The sequence below is a fragment of the Corynebacterium uberis genome (assembly GCF_020616335.1).
GTDB classification, from domain to species: Bacteria; Actinomycetota; Actinomycetes; order Mycobacteriales; family Mycobacteriaceae; genus Corynebacterium; species Corynebacterium uberis.
This window is the reverse complement of record NZ_CP085051.1, coordinates 325,681-349,805: the sequence shown is the minus strand read 5'-3', so window position 1 is coordinate 349,805 and position 24,125 is coordinate 325,681. Positions and strand designations below refer to the sequence as shown.

General features: G+C 63.2%; 27 protein-coding genes. 7 read left to right on the top strand and 20 right to left on the bottom strand.

Annotated features, from left to right (window positions below; translation table 11 throughout):
- Positions 1-101: 101 nt before the first annotated feature.
- From menD to LH390_RS01545, 8 genes are all read right to left on the bottom strand, one after another.
- On the bottom strand, positions 102-1,748 hold the full coding sequence (menD, locus tag LH390_RS01580; RefSeq protein WP_227280913.1) for a 2-succinyl-5-enolpyruvyl-6-hydroxy-3-cyclohexene-1-carboxylic-acid synthase: 1,647 nt from the start codon (positions 1,746-1,748) through the stop codon (positions 102-104).
- Between the two features lie 38 nt (positions 1,749-1,786).
- Entirely contained in the window at positions 1,787-2,458 is a 672-nt protein-coding gene (locus tag LH390_RS01575; protein ID WP_227280914.1) for a hypothetical protein, read from the bottom strand.
- Between the two features lie 81 nt (positions 2,459-2,539).
- Positions 2,540-3,028, bottom strand: coding sequence for an SMI1/KNR4 family protein (locus LH390_RS01570; RefSeq protein WP_227280915.1), 489 nt, complete (start codon positions 3,026-3,028; stop codon positions 2,540-2,542).
- Positions 3,028-3,522 carry a hypothetical protein gene (locus tag LH390_RS01565; protein ID WP_227280916.1) on the bottom strand — a complete coding sequence of 165 codons (495 nt, stop codon included), beginning with the start codon at positions 3,520-3,522 and terminating at the stop codon, positions 3,028-3,030. The genes LH390_RS01570 and LH390_RS01565 overlap by 1 nt, the downstream gene beginning before the upstream one ends.
- A 35-nt stretch (positions 3,523-3,557) precedes the next feature.
- A complete protein-coding gene (locus LH390_RS01560; protein ID WP_227288252.1) occupies positions 3,558-4,064 on the bottom strand; it encodes an SMI1/KNR4 family protein in 507 nt (168 codons plus the stop codon).
- 80 nt (positions 4,065-4,144) lie between these two features.
- Positions 4,145-4,645: an SMI1/KNR4 family protein gene (locus tag LH390_RS01555; RefSeq protein ID WP_227280918.1), complete on the bottom strand. Its 501-nt coding sequence runs from the start codon at positions 4,643-4,645 to the stop codon at positions 4,145-4,147.
- A complete protein-coding gene (locus LH390_RS11640) occupies positions 4,642-4,764 on the bottom strand; it encodes an HNH endonuclease (RefSeq protein ID WP_227280919.1) in 123 nt (40 codons plus the stop codon). Before LH390_RS11640 ends, LH390_RS01555 begins: the two co-directional genes overlap by 4 nt.
- A gap of 276 nt (positions 4,765-5,040) precedes the next feature.
- On the bottom strand, positions 5,041-6,057 hold the full coding sequence (locus LH390_RS01545) for an o-succinylbenzoate synthase (RefSeq protein ID WP_227280920.1): 1,017 nt from the start codon (positions 6,055-6,057) through the stop codon (positions 5,041-5,043).
- A 41-nt stretch (positions 6,058-6,098) separates the two neighbouring features.
- On the opposite strand from LH390_RS01545, the gene LH390_RS01540 reads away from it, so the two are divergent.
- The gene (locus tag LH390_RS01540; protein WP_227280921.1) at positions 6,099-7,034 is read left to right on the top strand and encodes a 1,4-dihydroxy-2-naphthoyl-CoA synthase; all 936 of its coding nucleotides are present in this window, start codon (positions 6,099-6,101) and stop codon (positions 7,032-7,034) included.
- Between the two features lie 39 nt (positions 7,035-7,073).
- Here LH390_RS01540 and LH390_RS01535 read toward each other — a convergent pair whose 3' ends face one another.
- The 6 genes from LH390_RS01535 to LH390_RS01510 form a co-directional block, all read right to left on the bottom strand.
- Positions 7,074-7,571: an SMI1/KNR4 family protein gene (locus LH390_RS01535; protein ID WP_227280922.1), complete on the bottom strand. Its 498-nt coding sequence runs from the start codon at positions 7,569-7,571 to the stop codon at positions 7,074-7,076.
- A gap of 5 nt (positions 7,572-7,576) precedes the next feature.
- A complete protein-coding gene (locus LH390_RS01530; protein ID WP_227280923.1) occupies positions 7,577-8,002 on the bottom strand; it encodes an HNH endonuclease in 426 nt (141 codons plus the stop codon).
- A gap of 79 nt (positions 8,003-8,081) precedes the next feature.
- Positions 8,082-8,612, bottom strand: coding sequence for an SMI1/KNR4 family protein (locus tag LH390_RS01525; RefSeq protein ID WP_227337384.1), 531 nt, complete (start codon positions 8,610-8,612; stop codon positions 8,082-8,084).
- 2 nt (positions 8,613-8,614) lie between these two features.
- On the bottom strand, positions 8,615-11,392 hold the full coding sequence (locus LH390_RS01520) for an HNH endonuclease (RefSeq protein WP_227280925.1): 2,778 nt from the start codon (positions 11,390-11,392) through the stop codon (positions 8,615-8,617).
- Between the two features lie 419 nt (positions 11,393-11,811).
- Entirely contained in the window at positions 11,812-12,054 is a 243-nt protein-coding gene (locus LH390_RS01515) for a hypothetical protein (RefSeq protein WP_227280926.1), read from the bottom strand.
- Between the two features lie 28 nt (positions 12,055-12,082).
- On the bottom strand, positions 12,083-12,964 hold the full coding sequence (locus tag LH390_RS01510; protein WP_227280927.1) for an MspA family porin: 882 nt from the start codon (positions 12,962-12,964) through the stop codon (positions 12,083-12,085).
- A gap of 523 nt (positions 12,965-13,487) precedes the next feature.
- Between LH390_RS01510 and LH390_RS01505 the strand changes: the two genes are divergently transcribed.
- Positions 13,488-13,679, top strand: a complete 192-nt coding sequence (locus tag LH390_RS01505; protein ID WP_227280928.1) for a hypothetical protein — start codon at positions 13,488-13,490, stop codon at positions 13,677-13,679.
- 15 nt (positions 13,680-13,694) lie between these two features.
- Here the strand turns inward: LH390_RS01505 and LH390_RS01500 are convergent, their stop codons facing one another.
- Positions 13,695-14,918 (bottom strand): YkvI family membrane protein, encoded by a 1,224-nt coding sequence (locus LH390_RS01500; RefSeq protein WP_227280929.1) that lies wholly within the window; start codon positions 14,916-14,918, stop codon positions 13,695-13,697.
- A gap of 76 nt (positions 14,919-14,994) precedes the next feature.
- Between LH390_RS01500 and menE the strand changes: the two genes are divergently transcribed.
- Complete coding sequence (gene menE, locus LH390_RS01495; RefSeq protein WP_227280930.1) at positions 14,995-16,152, top strand: o-succinylbenzoate--CoA ligase; 1,158 nt, start codon at positions 14,995-14,997, stop codon at positions 16,150-16,152.
- Positions 16,153-16,189: 37 nt separating this feature from the next.
- Here the strand turns inward: menE and LH390_RS01490 are convergent, their stop codons facing one another.
- A complete protein-coding gene (locus LH390_RS01490) occupies positions 16,190-17,056 on the bottom strand; it encodes a glycosyltransferase (protein ID WP_227280931.1) in 867 nt (288 codons plus the stop codon).
- 132 nt (positions 17,057-17,188) lie between these two features.
- Between LH390_RS01490 and LH390_RS01485 the strand changes: the two genes are divergently transcribed.
- The 3 genes from LH390_RS01485 to LH390_RS01475 are packed head-to-tail and all read left to right on the top strand — an operon-like array spanning position 17,189 to position 20,912.
- Positions 17,189-18,142 (top strand): 1,4-dihydroxy-2-naphthoate polyprenyltransferase, encoded by a 954-nt coding sequence (locus tag LH390_RS01485; protein WP_227280932.1) that lies wholly within the window; start codon positions 17,189-17,191, stop codon positions 18,140-18,142.
- A gap of 7 nt (positions 18,143-18,149) precedes the next feature.
- Entirely contained in the window at positions 18,150-19,070 is a 921-nt protein-coding gene (locus tag LH390_RS01480; RefSeq protein WP_227280933.1) for an AEC family transporter, read from the top strand.
- A 6-nt stretch (positions 19,071-19,076) separates the two neighbouring features.
- Entirely contained in the window at positions 19,077-20,912 is a 1,836-nt protein-coding gene (locus LH390_RS01475) for a hypothetical protein (RefSeq protein ID WP_227280934.1), read from the top strand.
- 15 nt (positions 20,913-20,927) lie between these two features.
- Here LH390_RS01475 and LH390_RS01470 read toward each other — a convergent pair whose 3' ends face one another.
- Together LH390_RS01470 and LH390_RS01465 are read right to left on the bottom strand one after the other, a co-directional pair.
- Positions 20,928-21,824 (bottom strand): 3-hydroxyacyl-CoA dehydrogenase, encoded by an 897-nt coding sequence (locus LH390_RS01470; RefSeq protein ID WP_311516942.1) that lies wholly within the window; start codon positions 21,822-21,824, stop codon positions 20,928-20,930.
- A 76-nt stretch (positions 21,825-21,900) separates the two neighbouring features.
- Positions 21,901-22,194, bottom strand: coding sequence for a DUF4229 domain-containing protein (locus tag LH390_RS01465; protein ID WP_227280936.1), 294 nt, complete (start codon positions 22,192-22,194; stop codon positions 21,901-21,903).
- Between the two features lie 92 nt (positions 22,195-22,286).
- Here LH390_RS01465 and LH390_RS01460 point away from each other — a divergent pair, with 92 nt between their 5' ends.
- Positions 22,287-22,601: a hypothetical protein gene (locus LH390_RS01460; RefSeq protein WP_227280937.1), complete on the top strand. Its 315-nt coding sequence runs from the start codon at positions 22,287-22,289 to the stop codon at positions 22,599-22,601.
- A gap of 1 nt (position 22,602) precedes the next feature.
- Here the strand turns inward: LH390_RS01460 and rfbA are convergent, their stop codons facing one another.
- Both rfbA and rfbC read right to left on the bottom strand, forming a co-directional pair.
- Positions 22,603-23,493 carry a glucose-1-phosphate thymidylyltransferase RfbA gene (gene rfbA / locus LH390_RS01455; protein ID WP_227280938.1) on the bottom strand — a complete coding sequence of 297 codons (891 nt, stop codon included), beginning with the start codon at positions 23,491-23,493 and terminating at the stop codon, positions 22,603-22,605.
- A complete protein-coding gene (gene rfbC / locus LH390_RS01450; RefSeq protein ID WP_227280939.1) occupies positions 23,490-24,116 on the bottom strand; it encodes a dTDP-4-dehydrorhamnose 3,5-epimerase in 627 nt (208 codons plus the stop codon). Before rfbC ends, rfbA begins: the two co-directional genes overlap by 4 nt.
- Positions 24,117-24,125: the final 9 nt, after the last annotated feature.

Sequence of the window (24,125 nt, the reverse complement as noted above, 5' to 3'; positions counted from 1 at the left end):
CAGGTACGGGCGCTGCGAGTGCGGCACCCGGGAGGACTGCGCTAAGCGCGACGAACTCGACGAGCTCGGGGGGCGCTGGGAGCGCGGCGAGTCGGCCGTGGTCACAGCGCCACCGCCTGGTTTAATGCGGCGTGCAGCGCGCGGCGGGTATCGCGCACTGTGCGGGCCTCAATGACGGTTATTCCCGCGGCCGCATCGGTGGTGGATTCCAGGGCGCGTTGGAGCTCTTCGAGGCTGTCTGCCCGCAGGTAGTCCACGTGATAGGCCTGGCACAGGCCAGCAATATCCGCGCCGTGGGGGGTGGCAAAGCCGCGCTCAAAGCTGTTGCGCAGCGGGTCCGCCCCGGGTTCCAGGGCTTCGAAGATGCCGCCGCCGTCATCGTTGGCCACCACGATGGTGAGGTTTTCTGGGCGCGCCTCTAGCGGGCCGATGAGTAGTCCGCCGGCGTCATGAAGAAAAGCAAGGTCGCCGAGTAGCGCCACGGCACGCGGGGCGCGCGGGGCGGTGGGGTCTTCCTCCTGGGCGGCCAGCGCCATGCCTATTGCCTGGGAGACGGAGCCGTCGATGCCTGCGGCGCCGCGCGGCGTGATCACGTGCACGCCGTCGAAGGGCAGGCCGGTCATGGACACGTCGCGTACCGGGTTGGAGGCGGCGATGAACGCGGTATCGCCAACCGCCAGCGAATCCGTCACGGCGGCGGCGACGTGCAGTCCAGTAAACCCAAAGTCTGGGTTGGCCAGGGCGTCGCGCACCGCTGTGGCCGCGAGCTCGGAGGCCGCCGAGCAGATGTCGAGCCACCGCGCCGAGGGCTCACCTGTGACGGTCACCCGCGAGCCTATCTGGGCGGCATGCCCCGCGGGGTCGGTGGCGGTCTCGGTGCGGGTGAGCACGGTGACGGCAATGTCCGGGTCGCTCATCAGGGCCAGTACCGGCCGGTGCAGCGTGGGATGTCCTACCACCACCACCTGCTCGGGCTTGGTGCGCACGGCGTAGCGCCGGTCCTCCCCTTCGACGGCGGCCTCCCGGGCGGACAGCAGCTGCGCGGCCAGCGGATGCACCGGCACATACGGGGCGGGTGCGGAAGGCTCGGCGATGGTGGGCACGTCCTCTAGGCCCGGCACTGCCCACGCCTCATCCCCGGCGATGACCAGGGTGTCCCTGCTAATATCTAGCGCCACAGAACCGTGGTCCTGGTGCGGGCCGGGGCGCGGGCCCGCGATGGGCCGCGCCTTCCCGGTCAGTTCGGGAAGCTCCGGGGCGATCAGCGGCACATCCAGCGCAATATTGAGGTGGAGCTGCGGATGCTGCGCCATCGCGCGGGCAGCAGCGGGCACATCTGCTTCTTGTGCAACCTGGACCGTGGGCGCGTAGCCGCCGAAAAGCCCCACCTGGTCGATGGTTTGTGACGCCCCCTTGCCCACCAGCCACCGCGGCCGGTCCGCACTGCAAATCACCAGCGGCGTGTGCGATTGGCGGGCCTCAATGACAGCGGGCAGGCAGTTGGCCACCGCCGTCCCAGAGGTCATGACCACCGCGACGGGCCGACGCTGCGTGCGGGCGATACCCAGGGCGCAAAACGCGGCGGCGCGTTCATCAATGCGCACGTGGACGCGGATGTCCCGGCGCGCCAGCAGCGCCAACGTCAGCGGCGCGTTGCGCGATCCTGGGCAGATCACGCAGTCGCTGACGTGGCTTGCCAGCGCGGCGACGACGGCGGTGGCAAGTGCGGGCGATTCCAGGCTGCTCATGGATGCTCAGTCTAAGGCCGACGCCCCACGGGCCACCCTTAAGCCCCTGGGGCGAGCTCGGCGTGCTGCTCGCCACCTGCGGGGGCGGGCTCTTGCGGCTGGTCGCCGCCGATGAGGTCCTGCAGCCAGCTGGGCACCTCCACTTCGGGCAGCTTGGTGGGAACTTCGCTGGGCAACCGCAGCCCCCGGCCCGCCGGCGCAGGCTCGGTGACGGTAGTGGTCTGAGTGACTGTGGAGATCTGGGTGGTGGTGACCTCTACCTGCTCCGGTTCACTATGCCCGGTCGCGCGGCCGAGAATATAAAACGCGCCAGAACAAATCAGCACCGCGCCCACCATCGCCGCGATCGCCCCGGCCTGCAGGCCCCGTCGGGGTGGTGCGTCTTCAGAGCTTTGCGACGCCCCCGCACCCCCACCGAAGCCACCACCTCCTGCTGGGTTCCCCGCGCCAGTCAGCCCTGGGGTGGTGTGGTACTGCCCGTAATCCTGATAGCCCTGGTAGCCAGGGTTATCAGCGGGGGCCTGGTAGGCCGGGTCATAGTCATAACCCTGCTGCTGCGGGGCGGGCGCGGCGGGTGGAAAGTACTGCTTTGGGCCACTGCCGCGCGCCTGCCGCCCGCGCTCCTCCGCCCCCTGCGGACCGCCGTGTGAGCCTCCCGCGGCGTTGGCGGTGGGGCCAAGGTAGCGGGTCTCGGTGTCATCATCGTTCATCTGCTCAGGTCCTTCCCAAGGGCGGCGGGCTCTTACTGACCTCAACGGGCAGCGCGGCGATGAGGTTCCGCGGAAACGCCGTTACTCCAGGGAGCTTTGTGGAACAAGTACCTCCAAGAGCTGCGAGAAGGACATTGTGGCTGTGGCCTCCCAAGAATAAGAATCTTCCTTCGCAGCCACCCCAGCGACCGGAACCAACTCATGGTAGAGGATGACAATGCTGCCCGAGTGCGGTCCAGTCACGCCCAGCCCCCACTCCACGCAGGAACCTATAGCGAAGGGAACCACCCCCTCGGTGAAGTACTGCCAATAGGCATGTGCAGACTGCCCGCGGAGAAAGTTGAGTATCTCCCGGCTGGACACAAATCGCAGCACATCAGCATCGGCTTCCGGATCCGGCAACACAAGGACGTTCGTGACATCCTCAAGCAGCGGCACACCACCGTCATATTGCTCAAGGAACTCCCGGAAATCTTCCGGCAGGCGGGTGGCGATCAGCTCCTCAATCTGCTGGATACAGTTTTCTTGAACAGCCCCATCCGGGGGAACCAGCTCAAAGGTCACACTCATCAGTTTTCCCCCTGCCCCTCATCAACTGCCGCTGCAGCTTGTTGGCGCTTCCACTCTTGATAAGCCTCCACTGTCAACGCCCCGTTCGTCGAACGACCATCAGAACACACCAGTGCGCGCAGCAAGTCCTCCGGAACAAGAATCAAATACGTACTGTTCGGCAGGTGGAACCATGCCAAGCCATGCGCGGCAGCATTAATACCGAACGCCCGATTGGCGTCCCGAATATCTGCCGCAGAGGTCTGCCCTAGCTGCTTCAGTTTCACCACGGCGGGCTCGCCACCGATGTGGGCGATGTAGGGCCGCAGGTCAGGGAACCCCTGGTCATCAAAATACACGCCTTCGGGGTAGCGTTGTGCGACCTCGGGTGCTACTTCCTCTAGCGGGTACCTCTTACCGGCCAGATGAAAATTGCTTGGGTAACGCAGCAACCCGGACCGCGGGCTGATGTACGGCTCTACCGACTGCGGAATTGCATCGGAGACATCTGTCATTTTGACTCCCATCTCATTTGAACCCAGATATCCACTTACTCATCCTCAACATCTTCTAGCACCAAAATTTGATCCATGAGCTCATCAAAAGAATTGGCTAGCACATGAATATACTCATGATACGGAAGATTGGATCCGTTCTCTATATCCCAGTACTCAGGTTCATCCTCAGGCCCCTCATCATGCTTAAGAACAAATACTTTTCCCCTGTCGGGGCCCGCGTAATAGATATCCCACTCCACCCCGGGACCCCAGGCAAACGGCAGAGATTTCGGAGGCATGAAGGGCCACCATCCATTGTTTAGACCGTAGTTAAAATACTGCTCATACTCCTTTGCCGTGCAGAAGTATTCAATCGAGGCATCCAAGGGCAATTCAGGGTAGAAAAAGAAATCACAAAGTCCATTTTTTCCAACAAATCCACAGCCATATTTTGATAAGAATTCCCACAGATCTAAAGGCAGATCACCCCCCATCCGACGTTCGATTTCTCGCAACTTGCAGAGGTCAAACGACCCATAAGATAGTGAGAAACGCAACATTCCGACCACCCCTTCCCACACCTAGACACGATATACACTACTCAAGTGCAACTCAAAATTGAGTTTCTCTAACTGCAGGATCAGTCAAAATATTCGGCAGTCTTCACCTTTTCCATCAGTTCACCGAATGAATCTTCCAGAATAATGATATACTGCTCATAAGGAAGACCTGCACCTGTTTCAATATCCCAATCGACAGGCTCCTCCTCCGGCCCAAGGTCGTGAGCGAGAATAAAAACTTTCCCAGAGTTTGGACCTTTAAAATATATCCCCCAGTCAACCCCCGGCCCCCAGGCGAATGGGATCGAGCACGGCGGCATCAGAGGCCAATACCCATTTTCAACCCCCAAACCCACGTATTGTAAATATTCCTTCGTACTACAAAAGTATTCTATTGATGCATCTATGGAATCATCTGGGTATGTTAAAAAGTCCTGTTCTCCCCACTTTTTTATATACCCGGTTCCGCGATCAATAAGAAATTTTCTCAGATCGGCTGGCAACTTCTGGTGGAGACGTTTTTCAACCTCCAGCAACTCTCCATAGTTGAATTTGTTGTAGATTAGCTCAAAATCTATCATTTCCCTTTCCCAATTCTTGAGAATCTAGTGGCGCGGCCACCTGCGTGACGTATTACTTTATGAAGCTCTGCCGGTATGGAGATCAGATATTTCCCGTTTTCAACATGATGCCAAACCAAACCCCTATATTGCCAGATAGACCAAGGGCACGATTTACATCCCTGATGTGTTGCCCGTTTTTATTGCCCAGATCTCTCGATTTAATAACCGACGGCTCACCACCACGTATTTGTAGATAACTCTAAAAGTAGGGGAATCCGTGCTTTGTAAACGAAACCGAGTAGCTGAACAGATCCTGCGTATGCTCGGTAATCGGGATCCACGTCCCACGCACCGATAGTTTAACAGCCTTCGTCATCTAGGAAGACACAGAACAGCAACTATTCTTGTCCCCCTCACTCCGCAAGCACCTGCCAACACCGCTCAATACGCCCCCGCCACCAGTCGGCAGTAGCCGCATCAGCGGCTAGGTCCGCGAGGCGCTCGGGTTCGGGGACCGCCGGAGCGGTGGGCAGGCGGCCGTCGATAAGCGGACGCGGCGCGGCAACGTCGGCCGCAAACAGTTGCTGTGTCGCTAGCCCCGCGGCGGCCGGGGGGACATCGGAGCCGTCATCGTCGGTGATCGTGGGCAGCGCGCTCACGGCGGCCAGCCCGGCGCTTAAGCCCACGGCGGTGTCCAGCGCTGAGGCGACTGTGATGTCCATGTGCTGGGCGCGCAGGTCCTGGGCAAGCGCGAGCACGCGGCGCACCCCACCCAGGGGGGCCACCTTGACCACGGCGACGTCGGCGGCGTGCAGCTGCGCCACCCGGTAGGGGTCGGCGGCGCGGCGAATGGATTCATCAGCAGCTACGCGCACAAAGTGCCCGCGCCGCTGCAACAGGCCGCGCAGCTGCGCCAGCTCCTCCACCGACGCGCACGGCTGCTCCATGTAGTCCAGCGGCCCCAACTCGGCTGCGGCGGCGAGCGCCTGCTCCACCGTCCACCCGCCGTTGGCGTCCACCCGGATGCGCGCCCCCGGCACGGCCGCACGCACCGCCTCGACCCGGGCGACGTCCGCACGCAGCGACTGCCCCGGCTCCGCCACCTTGACCTTGAACGTCTGGCACCCCGGGTAGCGCGCCGCCAACTCCGGCACCTGCTGCGCATCCACCGCAGGGATGGTGGCGTTGACATCGATTGCTTCTCGACGCCCCCGTGGCAACCCCTTCCACGCCGCCTCCAGGCCCGCAGCCAGCCACGACGCCGCCTCCGCGTCGGCGTACTCCACAAAAGGAGAAAACTCCCCCCACCCCGCAGGCCCCTCAAACAGGGCCGCCTGGCGCGTGGTGATCCCCCGGAAGCGAGCCACCATGGGAAGCTCCACCACGTACGTGCGCTCCAAAATTTCAGACAAGGCAGGAAGGTGCGACATGCTTGCCCAGCCTAGTAGCTAGCGCCCGTTACCCTTGCACTATGAGCTACAGCACCGCCCAGCCCTTCGACGCCGCCCAATGGCGCACCGTGGCAGGATTCGAGGACCTTACCGACATCACCTACCACCGCCACGTGGGCACCACCCGCGCCGACGCCACCGTCCGCATCGCCTTCAACCGCCCCGAAGTGCGCAACGCGTTTCGCCCCCACACCGTTGACGAACTCTACCGGGCGCTCGACCATGCCCGGCGCAGCCCCGACGTTGGCGTGGTCCTGCTCACCGGCAACGGTCCCTCGACCAAGGACGGCGGCTGGGCGTTTTGCTCCGGCGGCGACCAGCGCATCCGCGGCCGCTCCGGCTACCGCTACGCCACCGGCGAGACCGCAGAGACTGTCGATGCTGCCAGAGAAAAAGCCGAAGGGGGGCGCCTGCACATCCTGGAGGTCCAACGCCTCATCCGCACCATGCCCAAAATAGTCATCGCCCTGGTGAACGGCTGGGCAGCCGGGGGCGGACACTCCCTGCACGTGGTGTGCGACCTGACCATCGCCTCCCGCCAAGAAGCCCGCTTCAAGCAGACCGATGCAGACGTTGGCTCCTTCGACGCCGGCTACGGCAGCGCCTACCTGGCAAAACAGGTAGGCCAAAAGTTTGCACGCGAAATCTTCTTCCTGGGCCGCACCTATGACGCCGAGACGATGCACCGCATGGGCGCCGTCAACGAGGTAGCCGACCACGCCGAGCTAGAAAACGCCGGCATCACCATGGCCCGCGAGATCAACGGCAAATCCCCCACCGCCCAACGCATGCTCAAATTCGCCTTCAACCTCACCGACGATGGCCTCATGGGCCAGCAGGTCTTCGCAGGCGAAGCCACCCGCCTGGCCTACATGACCGACGAAGCGGTAGAAGGCAAAGAAGCGTTCCTGGAAAAGCGCGACCCCGACTGGTCCGAGTTCCCGTTCTATTACTAGGACGGTGGTGCGGTTGGGTCGCAGTGGGGGCGCGGCGGGCTAGTCCTCCACCAGTGAGCTTAAAGGCACAAGGGCGTCCATGAGCTGGCTAAAGCTCATCGGCGAGCCCATCTCCCAGGACGCGCTGCCATCCGCCGGAACCGCCACCCCAGACACCGGGGCACACTCATGATGCAGGAGCACAATCTCGCCTTCGTGGGCACCGGACACACCGATGCCCCACTCCACTGCACTGCCTTCCGCAAACGGCAACACACCCTCTGAGAAGAATGCCCAGTAGGGGTTGAACTCAACGCCCTGAAGGTGCTCAAGGATCTCCCTGCTGGTAGCAAAACGATCCAGCGAGGCGTCCAGCTCCGGATCGGGCAGCACAATCATGTCGCCGACGTCTTCAGTGACCGGCACGCCGCCGTCATACTGTTCAAGGAAGGCCCGGAAATCTGCGGGCAGGCGGGCACCAGTCAGTGCCTCGATCTGCGGGATGCAGTTTTCTTGAGGCATGTCGCCCGGGCGCACCATCTCAAAGTCAACACTCATCGCCGCTACTCCTCGCCTTCATCAGCTGACTTGCTCGCCTGCTGGCGTTTCCATTCCTGATACGCCGCCACCGTCAACGGGCCGTTCGTGGAATGGCCGTCGGAGCACACCACGGCACGCTGCAAAGCACGATCGATAAGTATCAGGGTCCGACTGTTGGGCACGTGATGCCACGCAAGTCCCATCGAACGAGCGCAGATGCCAAAGATCTTATTGGCCCTATAGACATCCAGCGCGCTCATCTCGCTGAGCTCATTGAGCTCAACCATGACGGGCTTTCCGTCCGCTGTGACGATGTACGGCTCAAAGTCCGGAAAACCCTCCTCATCAAAGGACACTCCCTCCGGGTAGCGCTGCGCAACCTTGGGTGCTACTTCCTCCAGGGGATATTTTTGCCCAGCTAGATGAAAATTGCTCGGCAGACGTTCCACACCCGTACGTGGACTCACATACGGCTGTACATGCTCGAATGAATCATTAGAGCCCATTCCAAAATCCTTCTATTTGCAGTTAATCGCAATCCGGATATACCGTCTTAAACGGAACTAATCTTCGGAAAAATTCCCCAAACGACTGGGCAACTATTATTCCCGGATGCGCTATCGTACGATCATCCAACCCGTCTTCATAATCAAACAATTCAAGGTCGGAGATCTCCTCGTCGATTAGGCAAATTTTACCCCTTCTCCTGCCATCAATCCCTAAACCCCATACGCCAGTCGTGCTGGTCGCAAGAGGAACCATATCGTCAATTAGATATTCCCACCTCCAGCTTCGGAATACATCTTTTCGATCAAGATAAGAAAGGAGGTCGCCACTTGACGAAAATTCCCCGACCGCCGCCCAGTCATCAAACCCTCCCCCCCCTAAAGGGAGGATGGGAGCATCATGCGTTCCCTCGTACCTGGGTAAGCCACCGCCAGTATTTATAAGAAATTCTCTATATTCCGACGGTAGTGGATTCCCCAATATCTTCTCAACATCTCGAACAAAATCTCCTTCTACATAAAAATGATTATGTATGTATTTTAACCCAACCACAATTAACCCAACACCTTTCTTAGAGCAGCACTTATCGGGCTATTGGTAGCCCTCCCGCCAGCATGCTTTACAACATCATGCAATTCCAGAGGGATGAGAATCAGGGTATTGCTATGCTCTACGTGGTGCCACACCATTCCCAAATCTCCGGCGTCAATACCGAATATTTGATTGGCTCTTTTCACATCAACATCCGACCTTCTGGCAAGTTCGGACAGCTCCACCATCACCGGTTTTCCATTATACCGTGCAGCAAACTCAGTAAAATCCGGGAAACCTTCTTCTGTGAACTTCACTCCATCCGGCGCAATCTCACGTAGTTGCTTTGGCAATTTGTCCGGCGGATAAGTCTTCCCTGCCCACTTGGCATTGATAGGATACCTCCACTTTCCACTTCTTGGACTCACATACGGCTGAACGGTCTCCGGCCTATTTCCCCTCTTTGGCGGATTATTAAGGGGAGTAGGAGTCCCCTCACGCTCGTGCCTACGGACTGAGTCGACTGGCCTACCATGTTTTGTCGCCTTCGGAGGGTGGGGCAGATGCAGCTCCGGCGCACGACCATTATCTGGCCAGGTTACTGAAGGCTCTTTTACTTGAGCAAGCTGGGGTTTTGTAGCCGACGCGGGAGCTGGACCTTCAACCCCACGGTCTACACGATGTGTGGCAGGTTGGCGACCCGCCGAAGGAGCCCGCCCCTGCACCGGCCTACCCCCACCCTCCACAGGCCCAACCGGCTTACCCGAACCCCCAGCACGCCGCCCACCAGCCGCATGCTTACCACCCTTAACAGCACCCCCACCAGCAGCCTTACCAGCACGACCAACCTTCCCCGCCTTACCAACCCCCTTATCCGGCACCAACCCACCACCAACAATTACCCCCAACGCCTCCCCATACTTCCCCTCCTGCCACTCATCAGCAGCCACAACCCCCCGACCAGTCTCCTTCCACGCATCCTTAGCCGAAACATCATCATTCAACCCCACCAAAGAACCCGGACCATCACGCCACGACTCCTTAACCCCAGGACCACCATCCTCACCCATCCCCACCAAAGGCGCCGCACCAGAAACCCCCTCACCAATCGCACGCGAAGCACCACGTTCAAACCCCAACTCCGCACGATCAACCTTCGCCAACCCCCTCGTCAACCGCGAATCACTATTCTCCCGACGACGAATACTCTCCTCTTGACGCTCAAAACTCCTCCGCTCACGCTCCGCCACCCCCGACGCAGCACCACGAACCTTATTCTTGCCCTCCCCAGCCTTCTTCTTCGACCAATCAACACCCGCCTGATTACGTAACTCCTCCGGCGGCGCCTTATGCGTCAATTCCCCAGTCTGACCAGCATAAGACGGCACCTCACCAGAACGGGCAGCCTGACCACCACGCCCCTTCGAACCCCCACCCTGCGAACGCTGCGACGACTGCGACTTCTCCACTAACTTCGGGGCTCCACCAGGACCAGGAACTACATCATAATCACCACTATTGACCTTCTCCTGATCACTACCCCGACGCGACTTCACACCATCCTTCGAACCCCCACCAGACTTACCCGAAGTATCAGACACCGCAGCCTTCTGCTCAACAGGCTCCGGACCAACTCGCTTAATAGGCCTACGCGCAGGATTACCCGACCCCTTCGACTTTCCTCCCTGCGAACGCCGCGACGACTGCGACTTCTTCACTGGCGTCGGAGCCCCACCAGGACCAGGAACTACATCATAATCACCACTATTGACCTTCTCCTGATCACTACCCGAACGCGACTTCACACCATCCTTCGAACCCGCACCAGGCTTACCCTTCGATCCCTTACCAGACTTACCCGACGTACGAACAACCGGAACCTCCTCCCCCGGACGCGCAGGACGAATATCCTTAATCGGCCTACGCGCAGGATTACCCTTCTTACGCGACGACTTACCACCAGCACGCTTCTCATCAGGATCCGCCAACACCGGCAACACCGTCGAACGCTGCGGATCAATAACCTGAACCAACCGGCCCTGCTCATCAACCTCATACCACGTCGGCACACCACGACCAGCAGCATCAACAGCCCACGGCCGATCAATATGATTAACCATCACCCCATTACGATCAACCACATCAACCGACCCATCAGAATTCTTCACCAAACCCCCACCCTCAGGAACATCAACATCAAAAACCTGCCGACGCGAAGAATCAGGCCCCTCCAACAACACCAGCCGCTGCCTATGGCCCTGCCCCCAATCAACATCCAACCGATGCGCACCATCCCGACGCATCACCCTACGACCAACAACAACCGCCCCACCAACAACAGCACCAACAACCCCCAACACACCACTGCCAACACCACCACCAGAAGCACTACCCCCTAAACCATCATCCCCAGCAGACCTCTTTGCCCCCGAAACCACCACAGGCTCAGAACCCGGACGCGAACTTGCCTCCGCTTGCCCAGACTCATCGCGCCCCTCAACAACAGCAAACCTCCGGCCAGCTACCCCCTCATCACGCACAACCTGCACACCATCAGAACCAGCAACAACCACCTCCCCAGTAGCCACGCCACGATCATCAACAACTAGCCGCCGGCCCTGCTCATCTCCAACAACCCGAACAACCTGCGCACCACCATCTGGCCCACCGCCCCCACGATTAACCTCAACAGGCCAGGAAACAACCCGCGGCACATTCGACCGGGCAGAATCCGAACCACCACCATCACGCTTGGTGCCCTGAGGTCCTACGCCAGACACCTCACCCTTACTGGTATCCAAAGGCGATAGCTCCATGTCCTGGCGATACTGCGACTTCGGCCTATCAAACCCCTCATAAGTCGTCTTCGGCTCCCGATCAGGACTACCTACCGAATCATCCCACCGATGGGTACGCTGATGACCCCGCGGTACAAACTCCTCACCCCGGCTACCACCAGGAGCATCACTCTTACCACCTGGCCCCTGAGGACCTCCAACACACACATACGGCGGCCACGCACCCTCACCCGGCTCCTGTCCTGGATGATTAGCCCGCCACAGCGCCTCCATCGTCGCATTCCACTGCGCAGTCTCACGCTGACACCTCTCCTCCGGAGTCTCAGCCCACGCGAAGCCCCCCACCACACACAACACCCACACGCACACAACAACACACGCCGCAACACGCACCCCCACTTCCCGCAACCCCACCAACACACTCATTTACCAGGATTCCTCACCAAAGCCCACACACCACCAACACCACCAGCCAGCAGAGCCCCACCAACCATCATCACCGCCATAAACACCACCATCACCGCCACATACCCCCAACGATCCATCCACGGACCAAAATGCTCACTGGCAGCAATCCCCGCCACAACGATCACAGCCCCAACAACTGCCTTGATCACCCCAAGCAGCACCGCCAAAGCTACCGAACGATCCTCACCACCAACCACGACAAACCACTTCCACCACAATTAACGCTTAACGAATACGCTGCGCATCGCCATACACACTCACAGAATCCACCGAAGTACGCGACGCCGTCGCCAACGTCACATACGAACGCACCGACACCGGCCCCACACACCCATTGATCTGAACATGGGCACCAGTAAACCCACCCGCAGCACGCATGAACTCCTTATCCACAGGCATCGAAACAAGCGACACATTAGTCACCTTCCCCGGAGTCAAATGCCCCTTAACCGCAGGAGAAACCTCAGCCTTAGCATCAAGACCAACCTCCCGCTTCTTTACCGAGTCCTTACCCCGCTCAGCCTTAGCAGTGACATCCCCACCAGCCTCGGGCTTCACTTTTCCATCAGCACCCAACTTGACCGACCCGTCCGGCAAAGACACCTCCACAGAAGGACCAGCCTCACCAGCAACATTGACACTCGGACCCCCCTCAATCCCCTGAGACTGATGACGCGAATCCTCCCGACCAGCCATCACATGAGGCGCCACACCCACAGTGCCCGCAACCTCAAAATCAACACCATCACCCACTTCAACACCACAACCAACCTGATAGCCCATATCAAAAAACGCCCCACTCAACTCAGGAGCACCCTGACCATCAACCCACACCCGACCACTGACCGTGCCAAACGTCTCCCCCGTTGTCACCGCCGAATCCAACGGCGCAGCAACATGAACAACCTCCCCCTCCTTCGACGCATGCAACACCCACCCATCAGCACTCACACGCTCCACATACCGATCAGCCAACTGCTTTTGGCCCCCAAAAGGCGCACCCGGATACGGCACAAAATCACCCACAGGAACAGCACCAGCCACCCCCGCAGACAACACGCCAACAGAAACCACAGAAACAACCCGCAAAACTGAAAAGATCCTCATACCAACCAATCAACCACCAATACGAAAAAAAAGCGACACATTTACCCCCACAAACACCGGACAAAACCAACCACACCCAGCCGCCGCACACAATGACCAGCACAAACACACCAGTGTGAGATATCCCACACACGGTGCCATGTTGCCCCATCTTCACCCCCATATAGGGGCCTTGTACCCACACTCCGACAACCATTACCCCCGTAAAAGGCCCCTCCCCACCTTCCTGCTCCCCTCCTCAACCAACACCCCGCCCAATACACCTATGACCAGTCACCGTAGCCCCGCAAGCACCTGCCAACACCGCTCAATACGCTCCCGCCACCAGTCGGCAGTAGCAGCATCAGCGGCTAGTTCCGCGAGGCGCTCGGGTTCGGGGACGGCCGGAGCGGTGGGCAGGGGGCGTCGATAAGCGGACGCGGTGCGGCACCATCAGCCGCACGCAGTTGCTGCAAAGCTGGCCCCGCAGAATCGACTATCCTGGCCCCACGTTCGTTGCACCACACGAGACTAGGAGGTCCGGGTGAAGTTCTCGTGGAAGGACTACCGCGTCCAGATTCTGTGCGTCCTTGGCGGCCTGCTGGCGGGTTTTCTCATCGCCGTGCTCACTGACGCACATGGAGTGGATAGGAATTCGTTGCTTCTCGGCGGTCTCGTCGCGGGCATCATCGCCGACTGGGTGTACGTGGCGGTGACGCGCTTTCGGCGGCGCTAACGGCTCTCGCCCGGCTTACCCCTCCCGGTCAACGGCCTCGGCAATCTGGGAACCATCCAGGTTGGACTCCTTGACGGCCACGCGCAGCTCGTGTTGCTGGGCGGGTTCCCACCCTGTGGTGGGGTCGTCGCGCAGTTGGAGCAGGTCGGTGATGCGGCGGCGTCGAGAAGCTTCTTGGAGGATGCGGGAGCGTCCGCGCACCCAGGCGACCACCATCACGGCGATGAGCAGAAGGCCGATGTAGCCCAGGATCGGGTACACCGCGCCGACGAGCGTGCGGAAACCCAGGAAGCTCAAGGCGAAACCGATGAGCACCGTGACAATGTAGTAGCGGCGGAAGTGCTGCGGGTCGCGGGCGGACAGCCGCTTGGCCAGGGCATAAAACATGCCCAGCGCGGTGTTGAAGATCATGCCGTAGACCACCAGGGCCATGAGCCAGCCCAGCTGCGGGGACAGCTCGTTGATGATGCTGAGCATGGGCACATCGTCCCCGCCGACGCGATCCACGCAGCTGTACAGCGTCCACGTGCTCAACAGCAGCAGCGCCGAGTAGATCAGCCCGCCGAGCAGGCCCCCACGCCCGGCGACCCGGGGGTGGAACATCCGCCCGCCGATGACCACCGCCATAGAGACGGCCACCATGAGGTTGAAGCCCACGTAGTTCACCGCGGCGACGCCCCAGTTGGGCAGGGTGGTGCCCACTTGCGCGGCCGCCTGGTGGAGCTGTTCGGCCGGGGCATGGTCCGTGAACGCCAACACGTACACCGACGCCACGGACAGCAGAACGATGATCGCCGGGGTGATCGCCCCGATGACCGCGGTGACGCGATCCACGTCGAGCATCCCCGCGGCGAGCACCAGCACCACCATGAGCACCGCACCAACCCACATCGGCGCGCCCCACTGCTGGTTGAGGTTTGACCCCGCCCCGGCGAACATGACAAGCCCGGTAGAAAACAGGGTGATCACCACCCCGATGTCCAGGATGCGCGAGAAGATCGGGTGGCTGACCCGCCGGAACACATCCCCGTGCTGGTCCGCGTTGAAGTAGCTGCCCAGCTGCAAGATGATCATGGCCATCACCGACATCACCACCGCCGAGGCCACCCCGCCCCACAGCCCGCCGGGGCCAAAGGCCACAAAATACTGCATGACCTCCTGCCCCGAGGCGAACCCGGCACCCACGATGATGCCCACAAAGGCCAACGCGACGGTGACGATCTGCCGGAGAGTATGCATGAGAGTCCTTAACAATAAGCGGGACGACCAGTGCGCACAGTATAGGCGCACACCCGGCCCACTAAGGTAGAACCCCGTGAGCGCGCACCTACTAGAACCCCTGATCATCCCGGCCGCAGACCCCACCCCCATCCTGGGCAACCTGGAGCGCGCCATCGCCGGACAGGCCACCTACCTCCCCCTGCCGGAGGCGGACCCGCAGCGCGCCGATCTGTTGTCCACCTCCCAGCGCGTGGGGGAGCCTATCGACGCCACCGTGGCACTCGTGGTAGCCACCTCCGGGTCCACCGGCACCCCCAAAGGCGCGCAACTCACCGCGGCCAACCTGGTGTCCAGCGCGGATGCCACCCACACCGCCCTGGGCGGGCCGGGGCACTGGCTACTCGCCCTGCCCGCCCACCACATCGCCGGCATCCAGGTGTTGGTGCGCAGCCTCATCGCCGGGGTCACCCCGCTGTGCCTGGACCTGCGCGGCGGCTTTGACGTGTCCGCCTTCGCCCGCGGGGCCGCCCGCTTGGCCGCCACCGGGGAGCGCACCTACACCTCCTTAACCCCCATGCAGCTGCTCAAAGCCATGGACACGCTAGAAGGCATCGAGGCCCTGCGCAGCTTCGATGCGATCCTGGTCGGCGGCGGGCCCACCAGCGCCCAGACGCTTCACGCCGCGGACAGGCTGCGCATCCGGGTGGTCACCACCTACGGGTCTTCCGAAACCTCCGGCGGGTGCGTCTACAGCGGGCGGCCGATCCCCGGCGCGCACATCCACGTCGCCGAACCTACCGGGCGGATCTACCTCGCCGGCCCGATGATCGCCGCCGGCTACCGCAACCACCCCGACCACGAGGCGTTTTCCCACCCGGGCTGGTTTGCCACCTCCGATGCGGGCACGCTTTCCGACGCCGGCGTGCTCACCGTCAGCGGTCGTCTCGACGCGGTCATCGATACCGGTGGGCTCAAACTGCACCCCGAGATCCTCGAAGAGCAGATGCGCGCCGTCACTGGTGTGGCCCAGGCATGCGTGGTGGGTATCCCCGATCCCCGGCTCGGCCAGGCCGTGGTCGCCGCCTACACCGGCACCGCCACCCCCACGGACATCCTCGCCGCGCTCGAGGACCTGCCCCGCTGGCAGCTGCCCAAGCAGCTGCTGCGCGTGCCGGAGCTTCCCGCCACCGCGCTAGGCAAGACGGACCGGGCGGCCGTCGGGAAGCTTTTTACTGCCAACGGGCAGCGCTAGCAGGCGCACCCCCTCGGCCCCTCACCGCGGGCAGCGGTCAGTCCTCCCGGGCGCTCGCCGCGACGAGCGCCGCAACATCTCCCGGCGTGTAGGCCCGGGCGATCTGCTCATCGTTGCCGCCACCCATGCCGTTGGTGCGCACCAGCGCAGAGACCTGCGTGGAGGGCACCACCGCAAAGTTGCGGGGCTGGGCGAAGACCTGGCGCACGCTGTGACCGGAACGCAGCGCGCATAGGTGGAGCCAGACGTCGTCGGCACGCGGAGCGACCTGAAGGAACTGGGTGCCCTGCTCCACCACAAAAGAGATAAAACTCGGCGGATAGTCCACCCCGGAGACCCCCGTGGCAAAGTGCAGCACCGAGGCATGTGAGGTATTGGCCGGCGTCCACTTCATGTAGGGCAAAAGCACCCCGTCGCGCAGCTCAATGCGGTGCGCCCGATAGGCCACCACCGTATCCTCGCGCAGGCCCCCGACGGCCAAGAGCCGATCCAAAAACCACTCCGGGTAGATGATGTCATCATCAATGGTGACCACCCGGGTATCCGAGCCCGCTACCGCGCAAAACATATCCCAATACTTCGCGTGCGGGCCCATGCCCCCGGAGCCACACCGCACCTGCAACCCCCGCGCCACCAGCCGGCGCAACGAGTCCGGCCACGGCGCGGAAAAATCCTGCGGATCCAGCCACAGCACAATAGGTGCCCGGCGCGGACCCCGCGCCACCGACTCGATGGCATAAAACACCGTATCCAGCCGCCGACCATGCGTGGTCAGAGAAATGACCACATCCCCGTCGCGGGGGATCACCGACCGCGAAAAATGGTTGCTCCACTGCAACGGCAGCAGACGTGCCAGCGTAAACACCACGCTGAGCGCCTGGCCGGCAACGTAGCGCAACCACATGTTCCTCCGCCGCTCCTTGGGAAAACTACGCCCACGCGGGGCCTGAACTAGGGGGCAAACCGGGTGGCGCGCACCCCACTGGATGCACCCCACTTTAGCCCCGGCACCGCCCCGTGTACGACAATGACCAGCATGGACCAAGCTGCACCCAACACCCCCCACCGCCCAGACGCCGCGACCAGCGCCGGCGCGCCCACGGCGGCGCCGCGGCGGGCCACCGCCGGCGACTGGCTGACCGGCGCACGCCCCCACACCTGGGCCAACGCCATCTCCCCCGTGGTGGTGGGGACCGGGGCCGCTGCCTTCGTGGGCGCCGCCAGCTGGTGGCGCGCGCTGCTGGCGCTCGTGGTGGCCTGGGCGCTGATCGTGGGTGTCAACTATGCCAATGACTACTCCGACGGCATCCGCGGCACCGACTCCGCCGACCGCTCCGGCCCGCTGCGCCTGACCGGTTCCGGGCTGGCGCGCCCCGCGGCGGTCAAACGCGCCGCCTTCCTCGCCTTTGGCGTCGCCGCGGTCGCCGGGATAGCGCTGAGCCTGGCCAGCGCCCCGTGGCTCATCGCCGTGGGCGCGGCGTGCATCGCCGGGGCCTGGTTTTATACCGGGGGCTCCCGCCCCTACGGCTACCGGGGCTTAGGGGAGGTCGCCGTGTTCGTCTTCTTTGGGCTGGTGGCCGTGCTGGGCACCCAGTTCACCCAGGCCGGGCGGATCAGCTGGCACGGGGTGGTGTGCGCGGTGGCCATCGGCGCGATGTCTGCCGGGGTCAACCTGGCTAACAACCTGCGCGATATTCCTACCGACGCCGCCGCGGGCAAGGTCACCCTGGCGGTGCGCCTCGGCGAGAAGGCCACCCGCGCCACCTTTGTGGCCCTGGTGGCCACGCCGTTTGTGGTTTCTTTGATCCTGACCTGCGCCACCTGGCCGGCGGTTGCGGGCCTCATCGCCGCGCCGGTGGCCTGGATGGGGGTGCGCCCGGTGGTGGCCAAGGCCCGCGGGGCGGCACTGATTCCGGTGCTGGGTGCCACCGGGCGGGCGATGCTGGTGTGGGCCCTGATTACTGCCGTGGCCTTGAGCGTGGGGTGGTAGGGCAGTCATGGGATCGATCATCACCGGTTTTGCCATCATCTTCGCCGTCATCGCCGTCGGCTACGCCCTGGGCCGGGCGGGTGTCTTTTCCACCGAGCACGAGCGCCTGGTGCTCAACCGGGTGGCCTTCTTTGCGGCCACCCCGGCGCTGATGTTCTCCGTGGTGTCTACCTCCGAACCGGAGACGTTGTTCTCCCCCGTCTTTGGGGTTTCCGTGGCGGCCACGGCCGTCACCGCGACGGTGTTTTGCCTCATCTCCGCGCTGGTGTTGCGCCAGGATTTGGCCACCACCGCTGCCGGTGCTGCGGCGTCCGCCTGGGTGAACTCCAACAATATCGGCCTGCCGGTGAGCATCTATGTGCTGGGCACGGGGGCTTATGTGCCCCCGATCTTGGTGTTCCAGATGGTTATACTCACCCCGATCATGCTTGCGGCGCTGGGGGCGGCGGGCAGTGGGGCGAAGGTGTGGACGGCCATCCGGGGGGCGCTGTTTTCCCCGGTGGTGCTGGCATCCGTGGCCGGGGTGGCGGTGTGCTTGACGGGGGTGACGGTTCCGGATCCGGTGGCCGTCCCGGTGGAGATCCTCGGCGGGGCGTCGATCCCGCTGATCTTGATGAGCTTTGGCGCCTCCCTGATGACCACGCGGGTGCTGCGCGAGCCAGGCCAGCGGGCGGGGGTGCTGCTGGCCACGGGCTTGAAGATTGTGGCCATGCCGCTGATCGCCACGGCCCTAGGGCTGGCGTGTGGGCTGCGCGACGAGGCGCTGTATGCGTGTGTGATTCTGGCCGCCCTGCCCACGGCGCAAAACGTGTACAACTATGCGGCGACGTACAACAAGGGAACCATCGTGGCACGGGATACTGTGTTTTTAACTACCTTTGCTTCCCTGCCGGTGATGCTCATCATCGCGCTGGTCTTTGGACGATAGGCCACCATGACTCCTTCTTCTGTGCCCGCTTCCTCCTCCCCTTCCGCAACAACCTCTCCCGACCTTTCCGCCGAGCACGCCTCCAAGTCAGGTGCTGGTTCAGCGCCTGGTTCGCCGCTTACCGACGCCGCGGGGCTGTCCCACCCCCTTGGCCACCCGCGTGCCCACGGCTCCCCGGTGGGGCTACTCGCTGCGGCGATTGTTGTTGCCGCGGTGGCCGTGCGCACGGTGGTGGCCGCGCGCGGCTGGTTCTATTGGGATGACCTCACGCTGCTCGCGCAGGCGCGGGAGCATTCCCGCCCGGACATGGACCTGCTGCTGACGGTTCACGATGGCCACCTCATGCCCGCCGGCTGGCTGCTGTGCTGGGTGTTTGCGTGGACAGCCGGGCTGGCGTGGCCGTGGGCGGTGGGCATCGCGGCCGCGGCCCAGCTGTGTTGCGGCGCGGCGGTGTGGTGGGCCCTGTGCCGGGTCGCCGGCCCGGCGCACGCGGGGGCGCGGCTTGCGGGGCTGGCAGTCTATGCGGCGATTCCGCTGACGGTGCCATCAACGTCCTGGATGGCCTCGGCGCTGGGCGTGTTGCCGGTGCATCTGGCTTTTGCCCTGGTGGTGGGCGCGACGATGGGGACGCTGCGCCACGGCCCGCGCGGCTGGGTCACGGCGGTGGGGGTGGCCGGGATGGTGTGCGGGTGCCTGTTTTCGGAGCGCGCGGCGTTGGCCGCCCCGGCGGTGACGCTGCTGGTGGTGGGGGTGGCGTGGGCGCAGCGCCCGGAAGGCGGGTGGCGGCGCGTGGCGCGCGCGGTGTATCCGGCGTGGGCGGTGGCTGCGGGGTGGGCTGCGGTCTATGTGCTCGCCGCCCACCCACAGGCTCCTGCTGTGGGTGCCAACCGCCCGGGCCCGGGCGTGGGCGAGCTGGTGGCGCACGGCTACGGGTTGGGCGTGGTGCCCACGTGGGCGGGCGGCCCGTGGCAGTGGGAGCGGTGGGTTCCGGCCCCGCCGTGGGCGGCCCCGCACCCGGTGGCGGTGGCCGCGGGGGTGGCGGTCGCGGTGGCGGTGCTGTGGTGGTCGCGCCGCCTGGCACCGGCGTGGTTGGGGGCGCTGGCCTACCCGCTGATTCCGTTGTGTGCGGTGGCGTTGTGGCGCAGTGGTGCGGACACGGCGGTGGAGATTGCGCAGACGTTGCGGCACGTCAATGAGGTGGCAGTGCTGTGTGCGGTGACGGTGGCGTGGGTGGCTGCGCGCCGCCCGCTGCGGGCGCGGCTGGGGGTGGCGCTGTGTGCGGTGTGGTGCGTGGGGGCGTCGATAAGCGTGTGGACGTACGGGCAGGCGTGGGCGGATCAGCCGGCGCGCGGGTATGTGCACACCATGCAGGAGCAGGCGATGACGCATGCCTCACCGCTGCTGGATCAGGAGGTCGCTTTTGAGGTGCTGCTCCCGGTGACCTACCCCTACAACCAGCTGTCCGCGCTGGCCCCGCTGCTGGGTGTCAAGACCGCCGCGTGGACCGACGATCCCGTGCTTATCGACGCCGCGGGGGCCCTGCACCCAGCAGGGCTCACCGAACTGCGCGCCAGCCTGCCCGCGCACACCACCCCCGGGGTCACTCGGGTGCCGCTGGACGGGCCCCTGATGTCACGCACGTGGGTGGTGCGGCTCAATTACCTGGCGCACGACCCGGCAACGGCGTCCATCGCCCTGGACGGCCGCGCCGTCGAGGTGCCGCTGCAAGCCGGACTCAATTCCGTCTACGTGCAGGTCAGCGGCGGCGGGGACGCGCTCTTCGTGCGCGCCCCAGCCGGCGTGAGTATTTACCGCAGCAGCGTGGGGCAGCTGGCCAACTAGCGCCAGGTTGCCGGCCTAGGCCTCCGGGGTGGGCTCGGCGGCGAACTCGGCAATGCCCAGGTTGTTGCCGTCTTCGTCGTAGCGGTAGAAACCCTCCCCGTCGACGATGCCGGACTTCCCGGCATCCATGCGCTCCTTGAGGATCTTGGCAAAACCATCCTCCGGGTTCTTAGCCACCCGAATGTCATAGACGGGGCGGAAGCCGATGATGTCATAGGTTTCAAACGGGCCCCGCGGCGCGCCGGTGGACACCCGCCACGTGCGGTCAATGTCCTCGATGGAGGCCACGCCCTCCATGTACAGGTCCACGCCCGCGTTCAGCAGCGGAATGTTCAGGCGATTGAGGATGAACCCCGGGGTCTCCTTCTTCACCAACACCGGCTCCAGGCCCATCTCCTCAGCGAACGCGTAGAGCCGCTGGACAACCGCGGGATCCGTCCCCGCGTGGCCCATGACCTCGCCGATGTTGAACTGCCAGACCCGGTTGGCAAAGTGCAGCGCGCAGAAGCGCTCCGGGGAGCCGGAGGCGTCCGCGATGTCAGACAGCTTCAGCGAGGAGGTGTTGGTGGCAAAAATGGTCTTCTCCGGCGCGTTGGCGCCGATGGTCTCCCACACCTGGCGCTTGAGGTCCAGCCGCTCCGGAACCGCCTCAATGACAACGTCCGCGTCCTTGAGCGCCTCCGCCGGATCCAGCGACGGGGTGATTCGAGCCACAGCGGCATCGAAAGCCTCATCCGAGTAGTCCGCTAGATCACGGCGGTAGTCCTTGCGCAGCGCCTCCCACCGCGCGGGCAGGCGATCCAAAAGCTCCTGAGCAACATCAAAGGCCACCACGTTCTTGCCGTGGTAGGCGGCCTGCAAGATGATCTGGGACCCCAGCACTCCGGTCCCAAAAACGGTCAAGTTTGGCATGTCAGACAAGGGACAACCTCCTGAAAAAATGGTCTCTTCCGCGATCACCGCGGCTTGAGGCCACCCTACGCTTGGATCAGCGCGAGGAGAGTTCGTCAGCAATCCACGCCTTGCGCTCCTTGCGCCGCGCAGACCACGCGGCCACGGCCTCATTGGCCGCCAAGCGCTGCTTTTTAAACACCAGCATGGACAACGGGAACGCCACCAGCAGCGCCAACAGCGCAGAAACCACCAGCGGCACCGGCGCGCTGGCGGCCACCGCCACCGCCTGAATGACGGTGGTCAGCACAATAAACAACCCCAGCCGGGCCAACCCGTATACCAGCAGGGCGCGGTTGGCCTTCTTGCGTAGCTCCTGATCCTGACTCACGTCTCCCCACGTTACCCAAGGTCCGTATCCTGGACAGATATGGCCATCCATCCGGGATGGCGCGAGTGTGAGGGACAAGGAGGACCGTACTCATGGGCAGAATCATCATTCCCGCCCTCATCGTGGTGTGCGTGGTGCTGCTGTGGAAGGCCTTTGGACCCGGCAGCAGGGGCTCCCAATCCGGGGGATTCCTGCCCGGAGGCCCGCGGGGCGGGGCGCAGCCCCCACAGATCAAGGGCCCCGACGATGATGAAGAGTTCCTGTGGACCATCGAAAAGAACCGCTTCAAAGCCCGGCGCGCCCAAGAGGAGGCCGAGCGCGAGGAGGCCGAACGGCTCCGCCGCGCCAAAGAACGCTACTCCCGCGACACCACCACCCCGCCCGAACCGGACGAGGAAGACAGCTAGCCTACGTCGCGGCCGGGCCCTGGGCCCGCTCCCGCTCGACGATCTGCGCGAGGTAGTCCCCGTAGCCAGACGCCCGCAGGCTGTGGGCCCGGGCGAGGACGGCGGCGTCGTCAAGATAGCCCATCCGCCACGCCACCTCCTCAGGAACCCCGATCTTGAGCCCCTGGCGCTGCTCGATGGTGCGCACGAAGTCCCCCGCGGCCATGAGGTTGTCCACCGTGCCCGTATCCAGCCAGGCCGTCCCCCGCGGAAGCACCTCCACCTGCAACGCCCCCCGGCGCAGGTACGCGTTATTGACGTCCGTGATCTCCAGCTCGCCGCGCGCGCTGGGGGTCAGCCCCCGGGCAATCTCTACAACATCATTGTCATAAAAATACAAGCCGGGAACTGCATAATGGGAGCGCGGGTGGGCCGGTTTTTCCTCCAACGCCGTGGCCGTGCCCTGCTCATTAAAGGAAACCACACCGTAGTCCTGCGGCTGGGAGACCCAATACGCAAAAATCGTCGCCCCCACAGGCTCGGTATAACGGCGCAGCTGAGTGCCCAGGCCCGCGCCATAAAAAATATTATCCCCCAACACCAACGCCACAGAGTCGCCGCCAATATGCTGCGCACCCAGGATGAACGCCTCCGCCAAGCCGCCCGGACGCTCCTGCTGCGCAAAGCTCAACGAAATACCAAACTGCGAACCATCCCCCAAAAGCCGCCGAAACTGCGGCTCATCCTGCACCGTGGTGATGATGAGGATGTCCCGAATCCCCGCCAACATGAGCGTCGACAGCGGGTAGTAGACCATCGGCTTGTCATAGACCGGAACCAGCTGCTTGCTCACCGCCTGGGTGATCGGCCACAGCCGCGACCCCGTCCCCCCAGCCAAGATGATGCCCTTCACAGCCCCGCCTCTTCATTGGCAACAGCCCAGCTATCGCGCAGATCCGTCAGCTGGGCCTGGCACTCCTCCATGTGGGGCAGCAAGCCCTCCTCCCCCAGCTGCGCCACCGAAGGCGCCTGCTGATCCTTCTGCGACAAGATGTAGTCCATATTGGGCCACGCCACGTTGATCTGCTCATCGAAAGGATTGAGGGAATGCTCCGCGGCAGGCTCATACTCCGAGGTAGTCAAGTAGACCACGCAAGAATCGCGCACCGCCACGAAACCATGGGCATACCCCGCCGGGATGTACACCCCGTGGTGGTTGTCCTGAGTCAGCTCGAACGACGTCCACCGACCAAAGGAGTCACTGCCCTCCCGCACATCCACCACCACATCAAAGATCGCGCCCGCAGGGCAGGTGACAAACTTCGCCTGGCCCGGGGGCACCTCCGCATAGTGCAGGCCCCGCAGCACGCCCGCCTTAGACACGGACATGTTGGCCTGCTGAAGATCGAAGGGATGGCCCGTGGCCTCCTCAAAAGCGGAAGCCTTGAACCATTCGTGGAAGGTGCCCCGCTCGTCCGGGTGGACCGTGGGGGACAGATGCAAGACGCCGTCAAATCCTTCTACCGGTGTGAACATGGGGCTTAT

What these genes read in the sequence shown, in the direction of transcription:
- LH390_RS01570 (WP_227280915.1), bottom strand. Translation starts at nt 3,028, where the DNA reads ATGAGTGTGACCTTTGAGCTGGTTCCCCCGGATGGGGCTGTTCAAGAA.
- LH390_RS01575 (WP_227280914.1), bottom strand. Translation starts at nt 2,458, where the DNA reads ATGAACGATGATGACACCGAGACCCGCTACCTTGGCCCCACCGCCAAC.
- LH390_RS01535 (WP_227280922.1), bottom strand. Translation starts at nt 7,571, where the DNA reads ATGAGTGTTGACTTTGAGATGGTGCGCCCGGGCGACATGCCTCAAGAA.
- LH390_RS01510 (WP_227280927.1), bottom strand. Translation starts at nt 12,964, where the DNA reads ATGAGGATCTTTTCAGTTTTGCGGGTTGTTTCTGTGGTTTCTGTTGGC.
- LH390_RS01485 (WP_227280932.1), top strand. Translation starts at nt 17,189, where the DNA reads ATGGACCAAGCTGCACCCAACACCCCCCACCGCCCAGACGCCGCGACC.
- LH390_RS01565 (WP_227280916.1), bottom strand. Translation starts at nt 3,522, where the DNA reads ATGACAGATGTCTCCGATGCAATTCCGCAGTCGGTAGAGCCGTACATC.
- LH390_RS01480 (WP_227280933.1), top strand. Translation starts at nt 18,150, where the DNA reads ATGGGATCGATCATCACCGGTTTTGCCATCATCTTCGCCGTCATCGCC.
- LH390_RS01560 (WP_227288252.1), bottom strand. Translation starts at nt 4,064, where the DNA reads ATGTTGCGTTTCTCACTATCTTATGGGTCGTTTGACCTCTGCAAGTTG.
- LH390_RS01490 (WP_227280931.1), bottom strand. Translation starts at nt 17,056, where the DNA reads ATGTGGTTGCGCTACGTTGCCGGCCAGGCGCTCAGCGTGGTGTTTACG.
- LH390_RS01540 (WP_227280921.1), top strand. Translation starts at nt 6,099, where the DNA reads ATGAGCTACAGCACCGCCCAGCCCTTCGACGCCGCCCAATGGCGCACC.
- LH390_RS01555 (WP_227280918.1), bottom strand. Translation starts at nt 4,645, where the DNA reads ATGATAGATTTTGAGCTAATCTACAACAAATTCAACTATGGAGAGTTG.
- LH390_RS01545 (WP_227280920.1), bottom strand. Translation starts at nt 6,057, where the DNA reads ATGTCGCACCTTCCTGCCTTGTCTGAAATTTTGGAGCGCACGTACGTG.
- LH390_RS01470 (WP_311516942.1), bottom strand. Translation starts at nt 21,824, where the DNA reads ATGCCAAACTTGACCGTTTTTGGGACCGGAGTGCTGGGGTCCCAGATC.
- LH390_RS01460 (WP_227280937.1), top strand. Translation starts at nt 22,287, where the DNA reads ATGGGCAGAATCATCATTCCCGCCCTCATCGTGGTGTGCGTGGTGCTG.
- menD (WP_227280913.1), bottom strand. Translation starts at nt 1,748, where the DNA reads ATGAGCAGCCTGGAATCGCCCGCACTTGCCACCGCCGTCGTCGCCGCG.
- LH390_RS01475 (WP_227280934.1), top strand. Translation starts at nt 19,077, where the DNA reads ATGACTCCTTCTTCTGTGCCCGCTTCCTCCTCCCCTTCCGCAACAACC.
- LH390_RS01500 (WP_227280929.1), bottom strand. Translation starts at nt 14,918, where the DNA reads ATGCATACTCTCCGGCAGATCGTCACCGTCGCGTTGGCCTTTGTGGGC.
- rfbC (WP_227280939.1), bottom strand. Translation starts at nt 24,116, where the DNA reads ATGTTCACACCGGTAGAAGGATTTGACGGCGTCTTGCATCTGTCCCCC.